This window comes from Brevibacterium ammoniilyticum (genome assembly GCF_038429965.1).
In the GTDB taxonomy this organism is placed as follows: domain Bacteria; phylum Actinomycetota; class Actinomycetes; order Actinomycetales; family Brevibacteriaceae; genus Brevibacterium; species Brevibacterium ammoniilyticum.
The window spans coordinates 141,004-153,718 of the sequence record NZ_BAABNP010000007.1 but is presented as its reverse complement, the minus strand read 5'-3'; the positions used below and the strand labels follow the sequence as shown (position 1 = coordinate 153,718).

Genomic DNA, 12,715 nt, shown 5'->3' with positions numbered 1-12,715 from the left:
AATCACCCCATCCGCTTGGCTCTCGTCCACGCGCTCACCCGAGTGCGGGGACGAGGGCTCCGGCGGCGAGCAGCCGCTCGGCCAAGGGGCGGCCGATCTCTTCGACCGTGAGCGGAGCGCCGTCGAGGAGGCGGCGCACCGTGGCGAGGTCGGCCTCGGAGAAGTCGAACCAGCCGATCCGGGTGTGCAGTCGCACCCCGTCGACCGTCGGATCCAGACCGGCTCTGAGCTGGACGTTCGTCTCCCGCGACAGGTTCCGCACCGCCTCGTGCTGGGCCAGCGGACCAAGCGGTGCAGGCCTGGCCTGAGACCGTCGGGTCCGTTCGATGCCCGGGTTCGGGTCCGCCTCGGCGAGGGCTGCGACCATGGCCTCTCTGATCCGCTCGAGGACCTCGTCATCGGGGAGAGCCTCGCCCATCGGCAGACTCGACCGCATCGCAGGATCGTCTTGGAGGCGGGCGAGCGCGACCTGCGCGAGCTGCTCGGCGACGCCGTACCGCGTCCAGTTGTGGATGCCGAGCGTGAGGTGGATGGACACCTCGCCCTGAGCGGTGGCGGCGTGGAGCCACCCGCGCGGAAGGTAGAGGGCGTCGCCGGGTTCGAGGACGGCGTCGATGGCAGGTTCGGTGGCAGCCGCCTCGGCGACGGAGGCCCGACGATCCGTCCACGGCTGGTCACGCAGCGGCGCATCGAAGACGGGTTCATGGATGACCCAGCGCTTCGTGCCCTGGATCTGGAGGACGAAGACGTCGTGGACGTCGTAGTGGTCGTCGAATCCCTGGTTCTGGGGCGGGGTGATGTACGCGTTGGCCTGGACGGGGTTGCCGAGTTCGCTGCTCAGGGCGGCCGCGAAGTCGCCGATGGGCGCCCAGGTGCGCTGCAGGGCCTGGAGCACAAGGGTCGCGCCGTCGTGGAACTGACGCCACAGGCGGGTGTCGTCGAGCTGGTCGCCGATCGTCGCCCCGACCCCGGCCGGTGAGGTGAAGGAGGACGTCGGCAGGGTCGCACCGTCCTTGGCCACGCGCAGGAATGGGGAGCGCAGGCCACGGGAGGAGATGAGCTCGTCGACCGCGGCGGCGGAGAAGAGGTCGGAGAAATCGCTGACGCCGCGGCTGAGCAGGGCGCGCCTGCCCCAGTAGTCGTCGGCGAAGGTGGTGCGGGGAATCTCGATGAGGCGGGATTCCAACACCCCGGCGTCAGAGGAGACGCCGGGGTGTCGGAGATCAGGTGCAGAGGTGCTCAAGACCGGTCGGCTCCTCCGTCGGCGCCGCCGTCGTGGACGCCGGGCTGACCGGAGGCTCCGCCGTCGGCCGGGCCCTCCGCACCACCATCGGCACCACCGTCATGGACGCCGGGCTGACCCGCCGCACCGCCGTCAGCCGGACCCTCAGCGCCACCGTCGGCACCGCCATCGTGGACGCCGGGCTGACCTGCGGCACCGCCGTCGGCCGGACCCTCAGCGCCACCGTCGGCACCGCCGTCATGAACGCCGGGCTGACCCGCGGCTCCGCCGTCGGCCGGACCCTCGGTCTCGTTGGGATCGAAGTTGGATTCTGTCATGATTCCTCCTTGATTTCTTGTGGCATCAGCGGGACCCGCGGGGTACTCGACGGCGGGTCTGAGTCGTCCTCTTGAAGACGAGCCGCCTTGCTGACAGGCTACGTGCCGAAGACGCCCTTGGGAACAGGTCGCCGAAGGATTTCCGTCGAGTTCACCCGCCTCAGCGGCCGGCGAGCTCCTGCGCCTTCTTCTCGATCTCCGGCAGGCCGGCGGCGCTGAGGTCGATGACCCCGGAGGCGATGATGTGCTCGTGCAGCGGTTCGTGCCGGTGGGCGAGGAACTTCTCGAAGTCCTCGGCGGCGTTCGAGGTGCCCGTGCCGTGGCCGAGGAGGACGAAGTCGCGCCCGGCGGCCGACTTGTCGATCTCGGTGACGAGGTCGTCGAAGAACCGGTCGAGGTCCTTCTTGTCGTCACGGCCCGTCTTCTTCTCCACGGTGCGCATGTGATGGCCGCGGGAATCCGGGTTCTTCTCGTGCTCGTGCTGGTCGACCTCGACGTCGTGGGCGCTGAGGTCGAAGTCGTAGAAGCGGGCGTCCTCCTCGGTCATCGTGACGACGAAGAGGTGACCCTGACCCTCGGTGCTCTCGTGGGAGGCGAAGAGGTGGCGGGCGCGTTCGATGTCCTCGATGCTCACCAGCCCGTCGTGCTGCCGACGGAAGACGACCCGGTGGCCGTTCATGTCCACCGCGAGGCGATCGCCCGACTCCTGTTCGACCTTGTCCGCGTAGTTCTCCCACATCGTGATGAACTGCTTCCACTCGATGTCTCGAGGGGCGGGATGGCCGAGGATGGATTCCTTGGTCTTCTGCGGGTGGTCGCTCATGGTGCCTCCTGGCGCTGTGGGGATAGCGGGCCCTCCGGCGGCCGTCCGCGCAGTGCGATCCGACCGTCGTGCCCCGGCGCGGGTTCGCGCCGTTGACCCGAGGATAGCCGCTTCCGCTGTTGCCCACATCACAGAATCGGGTCATAGTCGAAGATGAGGCCGGTGCCGGCCGTTCGCCGAGGCGGTCCGGCCGAATCGCTGGACCGGGCCTGCGGCGCCGCAGGATCGCGGAACCGAGCCTGCGGCGACGCGAGTTCGCCGAGGCGGGAGGGGAGACCATGGACACCGCCACCGTGTTCGCGCTCCTCGACGCCCCCGACTACGGAATCGCCCGCGAGATACTCCAACGCGGTTTCGCCCTCCTCTTCCTCATCGCGTTCCTCAACGCCTGGAACCAGTTTCCGGCCCTCCTCGGCGAGAAGGGGCTGCTTCCGGCATCGCGCTTCCTCGCTCTGACCACGGCGAAGCAGGCGCCGAGCCTCTTCCGCTGGGCACGCACCCCGTACTCGGATCGGAACCTGCGCATCGTCTGCTGTCTCGGCATGGTGCTCGCGGCCACCGTCGTCCTCGGACTCCCGCAAGCGGGTCCTGCGTGGGCGCCGATCCCCGTGTTCCTGCTGATGTGGTGGCTGTACTTCTCGATCTCCGCCATCGGGCAGCGCTTCTACGGTTTCGGCTGGGAGAGCCTGCTGCTCGAGGCCGGCTTCCTCGTCGGCTTCCTCGGTTCGCATGCGGTCGCCCCGCCCCTGCTCATGATCCTCCTGCTGCGGTGGTTCACCGTGCGCGTCGAGTTCGGCGCCGGCATGATCAAGATGCGCGGTGACCGGTCGTGGCGCGACCTCACCGCGATGAACTACCACCACCAGACCCAGCCGATGCCGAACCCTCTCAGCCGACGCGCACACCTCATGCCGAGCTGGTGGCACAAGGGCGAGACGCTCGGCTCCCACATCGTCCAGCTCATTGCCCCGTGGCTGCTCTTCCTCCCCCAGCCCATCGCCTCGTTCGCCGCGACGGCGATCATCATCACCCAGCTCGCCCTCGTCATCACCGGCAACTATGCGTGGCTGAACTGGGCGACGATCCTCCTCGCGTGCGCCGGCATCAGCGATTCGTTCTTCCGGTGGATCCTCGGCGGTCCCTTCCCCACGTGGGGCATCGATTCCCTGATCTCTCGGATCGAGGATCCCTCCCTCGCCGAGGCGGCCGCCGGTTCCGCTGCCCCTGCGCAGTCCCCGCTGTGGTGGGTTCTCCTCATCATCGCGTTCGTCGCTTGGCAGTGCGTGCTCAATGTCTCCGCTCTGCGCAACCTCTTCTCGCCGAGGCAGCTGATGAACGCCCACTTCAACCGCTGGGGACTCGGCAACGCCTATGGTGCTTTCGGGTCGATGTCCGAGGTCAGGCACGAGATCGCGATCGAAGGCACGCTCGATCCTTCGGGTACGGACGGCTGGCGGGAGTACGTCTTCAAGGGCAAGCCCGGGGAGGTGCACCGGCGCGGACCTGTCGTCGCGCCCTATCACCTGCGTCTCGATTGGCTCATGTGGTTCGCGGCGCTCGGCGACTACCGGGATGCGTGGTTCCTCGCGCTCATCGAACGTCTCGGCACCGGCGATCCGCTCATCCGCCGGCTCCTCGGCCCCGATCCCTTCGACGGCAGAGCGCCGGCCCTCATCCGCGCGAGGATGTTCACCTACCGCTACGCGACGAGCGAGGAGCGGCGAGCCGCGAAGCAGGCGGGCGAGACGCCACCGTGGTGGGTGCGCAGCGATCCGCGGGTCATCCTCCGCCCCGTCGACCTGCGCGGGAGGTAGCCGCGCCGGCCTCCACCGAGACCGCCACTTCCCACCGAGACCACCAGTTGTGAGCGGCCGTCTCGACGCCAAGTAGCGGTTTCGACGAGAGGTGGTCGCTGCCGGCCACGCGCACCCCACTCCGCGTCGCTGTGCCTCCGCGCCTCACCGCGCTTCGACCGAGACCGCTACTTTCCGCCGAGACCACCACTTGCGAGCGGCCGTCTCGACGCTAAGTAGCGGTTTCGACGAGAAGGGTTCTCCGTGAGAGGAGGTCTCGGCGAGAGGCGGTCTCAGTGGGAGGTGGCGTCGGAGGCGAGGTCTCGACGAGAGGTGGTCCGCAGGTGCCGCCTCCTCAGCTACCCACTCACTGCACGAACTGCACGCCGCTACTCGATCCCGAGCAGCAGGAGCACGATGAGAATGACGTTGAGGGCGATGATGAGCGCCGAGGCGATCACCGCGGCGACCGTGATCCAGCGGCCGTTGGCGTACTCGCCCATCACCGCCCGGTTCGACGTCAGCCGCACGAGCGGCACCATCGCGAAGGGGATGCCGAGACTGAGAACGACCTGACTGAGCACGAGCGCCCACGTCGGGTCGGTGCCGAGTGCGAGCACGATGAGCGCGGGGATCATCGTCACCGCCCGCTGCCACACGATCGGCACGTTCACCCGCAGCAGCCCCTGCATGATCGACGCGCCGGCATACGAGCCGACCGCCGATGACGCCAGCCCCGAGGCGAGCAGGCCGATGCCGAAGAGCAGTCCGACCACCTCGCCGAGGTTGGCCGTGACCACCGCATGCGCACCCTCGATCGTGTCGGTCCCGCGCTCCCCGCGCAGCGCCGCCGCGGCGAGCAGGAGCATCGCGATGTTGACGGAGCCGGCGATGACGAGCGAGGCGACGACGTCCCAGCGACTCGCCCGCAGCAGTCGCGGGATCGCCGTCCGCGGCTGTCCGCCGTGCCGGTCGACCGACAGCGCCGAATGGAGGTAGATCGCGTGCGGCATGACCGTGGCGCCGAGCATCGAGGCGGCGAGGACGAGCGAGTTCGTCCCCTCGAGCCTGGGCAGCAGCCCGCCGGCAGCCTCACCCCAGCTGACCTCGCCGACGACGAGTCCGGCGAGGAAGCCGACGGCGATGATCGCGAGGAACCCGATGATGACGAACTCGAAGGGCCGCTGCCCGCGCGAGGACTGGATGGAGAGGAGGACGAGGGAGACGACGCCGACGATGACCCCGCCGAGGAGGAGCGGCAGATCGAAGAGGATCTTCAGCGCGATGGCCCCACCGACCACCTCGGCGAGGTCGGTGGCGACCGCGACGATCTCCGCCTGCCCCCAGTACGCCAGCCGCGACTTCCTTCCGAGACGGTCGCCGAGGATGCCCGAGAGCGACTGCCCGGAGACGAGCCCGAGCTTCGAGGACAGGTACTGGACGAGGACGGCGATGAGGTTCGCGGCGACGAGGACCCAGACGAGCAGGTAGCCGTACTGGGCGCCCGCGGTGAGATTGGCGGCGACATTGCCCGGATCGACGTAGGCGACGGCGGCGACGAACGCGGGTCCGAGCAGGAGGACGAGGGAGGTTCGCCTTTTCCTGCCCGCCGAGGCGGCGCCTGCGGCCCGTGAGGCCTGTGACTCGTTCGATCGCATAAAGTTAAGGTACATTAACTTTGAGGTGCGGGCAACGGTGTCTGGCCGCCGTCGGACGCCGCCGCCGAGTCGTAGCGAGCCATCATCGAGTCGTCCCCAGGCTGCCACCGGAGCGTCGACCGCCGTTCGCACCTTCGCCTTGTCGCCGACACCGCGCGAGCGTAGAGTGGAATCATGCCCGGTGAACATGTTCAGTCAAACTCGCGTTCGGCCCGGCGGCAGCGGACCGAGGACCGCATCCTCGCCGCCGCCGCAGACCTCTTCCTCGCCCACGGCTACCGGTCCGCGACCGTCCGCGCGATCGCCGAGTCCGCCGAAGTCTCTGTCGGCCGCGTCATGGCCGTCGGCGACAAGGACGCCCTGCTCATCGCCTGCTACGACCGGTGGATCGCCCAGCTCCAGGACGGCACCTACGACCTTCCGCTCGCCCGCGTGAATCGAGGGACCGCCTCGGCGGTGCAGGACCATCTCCTCGGCATCTTCCTGCCGTTCCTCGAGTTCTTCGCCGCGCACGAGGACCTCGCCCGCGACTACGCCGCCGCCCTCATCCGCGTCCACGGCCGACCGCAGGTCTTCGACGGCCTCGCCCGGGATCTCCAGACCGCGCTGAGCGAGAACCTCACGTCGATCGGGATCAGCGAGGACAACGCGCGGGCCTCGGCCGCCGCCCTCTACGACTCGTACATGGGGGTGCTCTTCCGCTGGGCGGCCAGCGACATGGGCTTCGACGACGCGGTGGCCGCGCTCTCGCACATCATCGCCTTCCACACCCGGTTCCGGAGGGCGCCATGAGCATGTCGATGGTGTGCGTGCGGACCTCGCGTGCGCCGCTTCCCTCGCCGAGGCGGCTGCCGTGACCCTCACCCCCGACCCCTGGTGGCCGGTGGCGGTCCTCGCCGTCATCGTTCTCGGCGATGGTCTGATGACCTTCCGTCCGCCGCGGGCGATCGCCGCGTGCCTCGACGGCGTGGGTCTGCCCAGGGACTGGTGGTGGGTGCTCGCGGTGGTGAAGTTCCTCGCGGTCGCAGGCCTCCTCGCCGGGTTCTGGGTCCCAGGGGTCGGGCTGGCCGCGGTGATCGGTCTCGTCGTCTACTTCCTTGCAGCGGCCTGGGCGCACATCCGGGTACGGTACGTCGGCCGGGACTTCTGGCTCAACTGCCTCGGGATGCTCACCGGGGTCGTGCTCGTGCTCGTCTTCTGCTTCCTCGTGTGAGGGCGGAGCCGCGGCCGAGTTCGACCAGGCGGAGTTCGAAGGGTTCGCCGCAGACACCGCCGAATCGTGCTCGAACGGTGCTTCGCAACCTCCCCCGACTCGGCTAGGCTCGAATCACCGGCCGCAGTGCCTGACGAAGGAGCGTCGAGATGCCCGAATTCGCCGACAGCAGCCGCGCTCGCGCCGAGTCCACGGCCGAACGCCATTCCCGCTGGACCTGGATCCATGAGACCGCGGCGATGACCGGATGGAACTTCACCGCCCTCGAAGGACGCCTCATCGCCGACGATCCGCCCTGGGACTTCGACACAATGTGCCTCGACGCCATCGAAGACGCCGACGACGCCCTCGACATGGGCACCGGCGGCGGCGAGCGGCTCATCTCGATCGTCAAACGCTTCCGCGGACGCAACTCCGCGACCGCCTCGGACGTCATCATCCGCGCCACCGAGGGGTGGGCACCCAATGTTCCCGTGGCCACCTCGGCGCTGGAGCACTACGGGATCGAGGTCACCGCCTACGACAGCGAGGACGGGGAGCCGATGCCGTGGCCGGACGGGCAGTTCGACGTCGTCATGAACCGGCACGAGAGCTATGACATCGCCGAGGTGGCCCGCGTCCTCGCCCCGGGCGGCCTCTTCCTCACGCAGCAGGTCGACGGCACCGAGGCCGAGGAGTTCCGCCGCTGGTTCGGCGGGGTGCCGCAGCACCCGGAGGTCCAGCTCGAGCAGTGCGTCGACGAGGTCGAAGCGGAGGGGCTGCGGATCGAGGCGGCGCGGCGGTGGATGGGCATGATGCGCTTCACCGACGTCGAGGCGGTCATCGAGTACCTCGCCTACGTCCCGTGGGACTCCCCCGGGTTCGCCGTCGGCGATCACATCGGCGCACTCGAGCGGCTCGCCGCCGAACGCCGGCCGATCGAGGTCACGCAGAAGCGGTTCCTCATCGCCGCCGTCAAGGAGTGAGGATTCAAGGAGTGAGGATTTCCCGACCCCGGGCACGGGCAAGCCGTATGTGATCGGCGTCTCGGCGTGCGTAGCGTCGAAGACATGACTTCGACGAACTTCGCATACCCGCAGCCAACCGACGACGAACTGGCCGCACAGATGTCGGCCGATGATCACTTCCCCACCCATCCGAACCGCTCCGGCCCGAGCGGATCCGTCCCCGATTCTGCGGCGGCTTCGTGGGCCGACACAGGGGCGCCCGACGCCGGCGCCGCCTCCTCCGGTCCAGGCGCACTGTCGCCGAGGCTGGGCAAGGCGGCACTCGTCCTCTCGATCATCGCGGCGGGGCTCTCGCTCATCGCCTCGGCGATCCTCGGCTCGACCGTCGGCCCGATGGAGGCCGCGAGCGGCTACTACTTCTCCGATCTGCCCTCGTGGTACACCGGCATCGCGGTCGGCCTCTTCTCGGTGCAGGGTCTGTGTGCGGTCCTCGGGCTCACCGGTCTCGTCATGGGCATCGTGGCCACGGCGACCGGTCGGGGTCGCACTCAGGGCATTCTCGCCATCGCGATCGCCGTGTTCGCCCCGATCATCTCGTTCGCCCTCTTCGTCATCCTCAGCTTCGCCCTCGCCTGAGCGCCGCCGCGTGGCGCCCGGTTCATCGAGACCGCCACTTCGCGCCGAGACCGCTGGTTGCAGCCTGCAGTCTCGGCGCGAAGTGGCGGTCTCGGTGAGGGTGCAATAATCCTTGCCATGGTGTCTCGTGCCTCTCGGCCCCTCACTCTGCTCTGGTTCCGCGACGATCTGCGCGTGACCGACCACGAAGCGCTCACCGCCGCCCGCGACGACGGTGATGTCGTCGCGATCTGGGTCCGCGAGGAGAGGGATGCCGAGGGGCGGGGGCCGCGACCGCTCGGTGCCGCGACGCGCTGGTGGGCCCACGAGTCGCTGCAGGTGCTCGGTACCGAGCTGGACGAGCTCGGCATTCCGCTGCTCTTCGCCGCGGGCACCGCCACGCAGATCATCCCCGAGGTCGCCGCTGACCTGGAAGCCGACACCGTGCGGTGGTCCCGACGCTACGCACCGGCATCCCGCGCTCTCGACGAGGCGGTCGCCCGGGAACTCGAAGCGCGGGGCATCGCGTCGGAAGGCTCCCCGGGCAGCCTGCTCGTCGAACCCTGGGAGGTCGAGCCCTCCTCGGCGAGCGCCTACTACAAGGTGTTCACTCCCTACTGGAACGCCGCTCGGCAGGTGTCCGTCGACCTGCCGCTGCCGGCGGTGACGGCGCAGAGCCTTCCACGGGACATCCGCGATCGAGTGGAGCGCGTGCGCCGTGAGAACGCGCATCTTCTCGCCGAGATCGACGACCTGGAACTGCTCGAGGCCGGAACGGGACCGGCGTCGACGCGCTTCACCCCGCGCAGCGGTGCCGGTGGCGGTGCCAAGGAGAGCAGCCTCGGTGAGGGGGATCCACGTTTCCCCTGGTGGGAGGACACGATTGCGCGATACTGGACGCCCGGGTGCGTCGGGGCACGAGAAGCGGTGGACCGCCTCGGCGAGAGGATTGCGGGATACGCCGAGGACAGGGACTTCCCCGGTGACCCCGAGGGGACTTCGGCGCTGTCGCCGAGGCTGCGGTTCGGGGAGATCTCTCCGCGGCAGCTTCTCGCCGAGGTCGATGCGCTCGGCGATGTCGGGGCCGGTGACCGGGAGGCGTGGGTGCGGCAGATCTACTGGCGGGAGTTCGCGTGGCATCTGACGTACCACGTGCCGGATCTCGACTGGCGTCCGATGCGGCCCGAGTTCGCGGACTTCCCGTACGAGGACGATCCGGAGGCGCTCGCGGCGTGGCAGGCGGGGCGGACGGGGATCGCGCTCGTTGATGCCGGCATGCGGCAGCTGTGGCAGACCGGGTGGATGCACAATCGGGTGCGCATGGTCGCCGCGAGTCTGCTGTCGAAGAACCTGCTGCTGCCGTGGCAGCTGGGCGAGCAGTGGTTCTGGGACACGCTCGTCGACGCCGACGAGGCGAACAACCCGGTCTCATGGCAGTGGGTGGCCGGTTGTGGTGCCGACGCCTCCCCGTTCTTCCGGGTATTCAATCCCGAGCGTCAGCGCGTCCGCTTCGATCCCGACGGGGTGTACGTGAGGCAGTGGCTCGAGGGGGATGCGGGTGAGGGTGCGGGCGGAGTCGATGCCGGCGACGACAGTGATGGCGGCGCAGTCGCGCCGATCGTCGACCTCGGCGAATCACGGCAGGCGGCACTCGCCGCCTACGACGCGATGAAGAGCGCGCAGACCTCCGACTGAGTCGCCTTCCTCTGGTCTGCCTTATCGAGACCGCCACTTAGCGCCGAGACCGCTGCCTGCAGCCTGCAGTCTCGGCGGAAAGTGGCGGTCTCGGTGGCTGGCGTCAGATGCACACGGATGGAGTGGCAGTCCAGGCACGATGATTGGTCGGTCGGTCCGGATGATTGTGGGGCGGTGCCCTGGGCGTGGTGGTCGCCTGGACCCGGCCTAAAATGGAGCGCATGACCGCGTTGCCCCTCACCCCCGCCTCGGCGAACGACGGGCGACTCGTCTGCCACTACTTCGAGGCGAACCGGTGCCGATCGTGCACCCTCATCGAGACGCCGCACACCCAGCAGATCTCCGACAAGGAAGCGTGGTGCCGCGAGATCCTCGCCGACCATGCCCCCGACCTCTGGCTCCCGGCGGCATCCGGTCCCGACCACGACTTTCGGAATCGGGCGAAGCTCGCGGTCGGCGGCGCTGCAGGTGCGGTGACTCTGGGCATCCTCGACCACGAGTTCCACGGCGTCGACCTGCGCGAATGCGGCATCCAAGCACCGGCGATCCGCGCCGCCATCCCCGCTCTCGCCGACTTCCTCGACGCGACCGGGCTCGACCCCTACGACGTCTCCGCGCGCCGAGGTGAGCTGAAGTTCGTCCACGTCACCGCGGCTCCGTCGGGCGAGCTCATGGTCCGCTTCGTCGTCCGCTCGCAGTTCGGCCTCGAAGTCATCTCCGCACGCAGAGACGCCCTGCTCGCGGCGATCCCGCAGGCAAGTGTCGTCTCCGTGAACCTCCTGCCCGAGCACAAGGCCGCACTCGAGGGCAGCCGGGAGGTGATGCTGCTCGGAGAGACCCTGCGAATGGACCTCGAGCGCGTCGACCTGCACCTGCGGCCCCAGAGCTTCTTCCAGACGAACACCGAGGTCGCCACCGCCCTCTACGATCAGGTCGCCCAGTGGGTCGACGAGATGGAGCCCCGCACTCTGTGGGATCTCTACTGCGGGGTCGGCGGGTTCGCCCTGTGGTGCGCGGCGCCGGGCGCGGTCGCACCTCGGCGGGTCACGGGCATCGAGATCAGCGAGCAGGCGATCGAGTCAGCGAAACTCAGTGCAGCGGAGCTCGGCGTCTCTGCGGAGTTCATCGCCGGGGACGCCACGGACTTCGCGGCGACCCACCTCGGTGGTGCCGCGCCTGACACCGCACCGATGGAGGAGGCGACGGATGTCGAGGGCCACCTCGGCGAGGTGGAACGGCCGGATCTCATCATCGTCAATCCGCCTCGGCGCGGGATCGGGGCGAAGCTGTCGGAGGTGCTCGAGAACTCGGGCGTCGAGCATGTCGTCTACTCGAGTTGCAACCCGCTGACCTTGGCGAAGGACCTCGATCGGATGCCGAGCTACACCGTCGAGCAGGCGCGGGTGTTCGACATGTTCCCGCACACGAAGCACCTCGAAGTCGCGGTCCTGCTGCGCCGACCGTAGGGCGAGTCGGCTCAAGCCGTCCCCGCGGGGACGCGTCCTCGGGGAAACTACCAGCGGAAAACCCGTGCAACCACCCCAACCGGCAGGCTAGATTGACCTCATGACCATCTCACTCAACTCCGACGCCGTCGAGTACGCTCGTGAACTGATCCGCGCAGGCAAGGTCGACCGCAACGATCGCGGCGATTGGTCGGCCGAGAAGCCGAGCGCGGAAGGCGAAGACGTCTTCATCACGAACAACGGCTGGGACGCGTACGCGAAGTGGCACCTCGGCATCGACGAATCCGCGGACCCGCGCACGAAGAAGGCGTACTCCTTCCCCTACGGCGACTTCCTCGTCGTCCACCGCTCCGGTGTCATCGCCGCAGAATCCCGGGCCGGGGAGTACAACCACACGGAGATCGAGAAGGCCGCGAAGGAGCTGCTCAGCCTCATCGACGGCACCGAGTGACGTACCGGGAGCCTCATTTGATGTCAGCCACCTTCAATCACACCATCGTCGCTGCCGCCGACCCGCAGGAATCGGCACAGTTCTACGTCGACATCCTCGGCGCCGAACACGTCCAGACCTGGGGACCGTTCGCCAACATCATGCTCACCGGCGGCGTGATGCTCCAGTTCGCCGCTCCCCCGCCGCCGTACGAGTTCTCGCCCGTGCACATGGCGTTCCTCTGCGATGACGCGCAGTTCGACCGTGCCGTTGCGCTCCTGACCGACCGCGGCCTCGACTACTGGGCCGACCCGCAGCGCGCGAAGCCGCAGGAGACGAACACCGAACACGGCGGCCGCGGGGTCTACTTCCTCGACCCTGCCGGTCACTACCTCGAACTCATCACGCAGCCCTACCTCTGAGGCTGGACCCGGAGCGTTCGTCGACGGCGCACCGGTCGCGCCTCGCGCACCGGTCGCGCCTCGCGCGCCGATCGCGCCCCCTCAGCGATGAAC

General features: G+C 68.8%; 13 protein-coding genes. 9 read left to right on the top strand and 4 right to left on the bottom strand.

The window, feature by feature from the left end; genetic code table 11:
• Nucleotides 1-34: 34 nt before the first annotated feature.
• The 3 genes from AAHA49_RS10195 to AAHA49_RS10185 all read right to left on the bottom strand — a co-directional run bounded on the left by AAHA49_RS10195 (nt 35) and on the right by AAHA49_RS10185 (nt 2,383).
• On the bottom strand, nt 35-1,243 hold the full coding sequence (locus AAHA49_RS10195) for a cupin domain-containing protein (protein ID WP_342038187.1): 1,209 nt from the start codon (nt 1,241-1,243) through the stop codon (nt 35-37).
• On the bottom strand, nt 1,240-1,560 hold the full coding sequence (locus AAHA49_RS10190) for a hypothetical protein (RefSeq protein WP_342038186.1): 321 nt from the start codon (nt 1,558-1,560) through the stop codon (nt 1,240-1,242). The genes AAHA49_RS10195 and AAHA49_RS10190 overlap by 4 nt, the downstream gene beginning before the upstream one ends.
• Nucleotides 1,561-1,720: 160 nt before the next feature.
• Complete coding sequence (locus AAHA49_RS10185; RefSeq protein WP_342038185.1) at nt 1,721-2,383, bottom strand: hypothetical protein; 663 nt, start codon at nt 2,381-2,383, stop codon at nt 1,721-1,723.
• A 278-nt stretch (nt 2,384-2,661) separates the two neighbouring features.
• On the opposite strand from AAHA49_RS10185, the gene AAHA49_RS10180 reads away from it, so the two are divergent.
• Nucleotides 2,662-4,197, top strand: coding sequence for a lipase maturation factor family protein (locus AAHA49_RS10180; protein ID WP_342038184.1), 1,536 nt, complete (start codon nt 2,662-2,664; stop codon nt 4,195-4,197).
• A 368-nt stretch (nt 4,198-4,565) separates the two neighbouring features.
• Here the strand turns inward: AAHA49_RS10180 and AAHA49_RS10175 are convergent, their stop codons facing one another.
• Complete coding sequence (locus tag AAHA49_RS10175; RefSeq protein WP_342038183.1) at nt 4,566-5,834, bottom strand: Nramp family divalent metal transporter; 1,269 nt, start codon at nt 5,832-5,834, stop codon at nt 4,566-4,568.
• A gap of 174 nt (nt 5,835-6,008) precedes the next feature.
• On the opposite strand from AAHA49_RS10175, the gene AAHA49_RS10170 reads away from it, so the two are divergent.
• The 8 genes from AAHA49_RS10170 to AAHA49_RS10135 all read left to right on the top strand — a co-directional run bounded on the left by AAHA49_RS10170 (nt 6,009) and on the right by AAHA49_RS10135 (nt 12,622).
• Entirely contained in the window at nt 6,009-6,626 is a 618-nt protein-coding gene (locus tag AAHA49_RS10170) for a TetR/AcrR family transcriptional regulator (protein ID WP_342038182.1), read from the top strand.
• 13 nt (nt 6,627-6,639) lie between these two features.
• Nucleotides 6,640-7,047 carry a DoxX family protein gene (locus tag AAHA49_RS10165; protein WP_342038181.1) on the top strand — a complete coding sequence of 136 codons (408 nt, stop codon included), beginning with the start codon at nt 6,640-6,642 and terminating at the stop codon, nt 7,045-7,047.
• Nucleotides 7,048-7,196: 149 nt separating this feature from the next.
• The gene (locus AAHA49_RS10160) at nt 7,197-8,012 is read left to right on the top strand and encodes a class I SAM-dependent methyltransferase (RefSeq protein WP_342038180.1); all 816 of its coding nucleotides are present in this window, start codon (nt 7,197-7,199) and stop codon (nt 8,010-8,012) included.
• Nucleotides 8,013-8,096: 84 nt separating this feature from the next.
• A complete protein-coding gene (locus AAHA49_RS10155; RefSeq protein WP_342038179.1) occupies nt 8,097-8,630 on the top strand; it encodes a hypothetical protein in 534 nt (177 codons plus the stop codon).
• A gap of 117 nt (nt 8,631-8,747) precedes the next feature.
• The gene (locus AAHA49_RS10150; RefSeq protein WP_342038178.1) at nt 8,748-10,304 is read left to right on the top strand and encodes a cryptochrome/photolyase family protein; all 1,557 of its coding nucleotides are present in this window, start codon (nt 8,748-8,750) and stop codon (nt 10,302-10,304) included.
• Between the two features lie 212 nt (nt 10,305-10,516).
• Nucleotides 10,517-11,770: a methyltransferase domain-containing protein gene (locus tag AAHA49_RS10145; protein ID WP_342038177.1), complete on the top strand. Its 1,254-nt coding sequence runs from the start codon at nt 10,517-10,519 to the stop codon at nt 11,768-11,770.
• 100 nt (nt 11,771-11,870) lie between these two features.
• The gene (locus tag AAHA49_RS10140) at nt 11,871-12,221 is read left to right on the top strand and encodes a hypothetical protein (protein ID WP_342038176.1); all 351 of its coding nucleotides are present in this window, start codon (nt 11,871-11,873) and stop codon (nt 12,219-12,221) included.
• A gap of 20 nt (nt 12,222-12,241) precedes the next feature.
• On the top strand, nt 12,242-12,622 hold the full coding sequence (locus AAHA49_RS10135) for a VOC family protein (protein ID WP_342038175.1): 381 nt from the start codon (nt 12,242-12,244) through the stop codon (nt 12,620-12,622).
• Nucleotides 12,623-12,715: the final 93 nt, after the last annotated feature.

What these genes read in the sequence shown, in the direction of transcription:
- AAHA49_RS10145 (WP_342038177.1), top strand. Translation starts at nt 10,517, where the DNA reads ATGGAGCGCATGACCGCGTTGCCCCTCACCCCCGCCTCGGCGAACGAC.
- AAHA49_RS10180 (WP_342038184.1), top strand. Translation starts at nt 2,662, where the DNA reads ATGGACACCGCCACCGTGTTCGCGCTCCTCGACGCCCCCGACTACGGA.
- AAHA49_RS10175 (WP_342038183.1), bottom strand. Translation starts at nt 5,834, where the DNA reads ATGCGATCGAACGAGTCACAGGCCTCACGGGCCGCAGGCGCCGCCTCG.
- AAHA49_RS10155 (WP_342038179.1), top strand. Translation starts at nt 8,097, where the DNA reads ATGACTTCGACGAACTTCGCATACCCGCAGCCAACCGACGACGAACTG.
- AAHA49_RS10190 (WP_342038186.1), bottom strand. Translation starts at nt 1,560, where the DNA reads ATGACAGAATCCAACTTCGATCCCAACGAGACCGAGGGTCCGGCCGAC.
- AAHA49_RS10140 (WP_342038176.1), top strand. Translation starts at nt 11,871, where the DNA reads ATGACCATCTCACTCAACTCCGACGCCGTCGAGTACGCTCGTGAACTG.
- AAHA49_RS10185 (WP_342038185.1), bottom strand. Translation starts at nt 2,383, where the DNA reads ATGAGCGACCACCCGCAGAAGACCAAGGAATCCATCCTCGGCCATCCC.
- AAHA49_RS10135 (WP_342038175.1), top strand. Translation starts at nt 12,242, where the DNA reads ATGTCAGCCACCTTCAATCACACCATCGTCGCTGCCGCCGACCCGCAG.
- AAHA49_RS10160 (WP_342038180.1), top strand. Translation starts at nt 7,197, where the DNA reads ATGCCCGAATTCGCCGACAGCAGCCGCGCTCGCGCCGAGTCCACGGCC.
- AAHA49_RS10150 (WP_342038178.1), top strand. Translation starts at nt 8,748, where the DNA reads ATGGTGTCTCGTGCCTCTCGGCCCCTCACTCTGCTCTGGTTCCGCGAC.
- AAHA49_RS10170 (WP_342038182.1), top strand. Translation starts at nt 6,009, where the DNA reads ATGCCCGGTGAACATGTTCAGTCAAACTCGCGTTCGGCCCGGCGGCAG.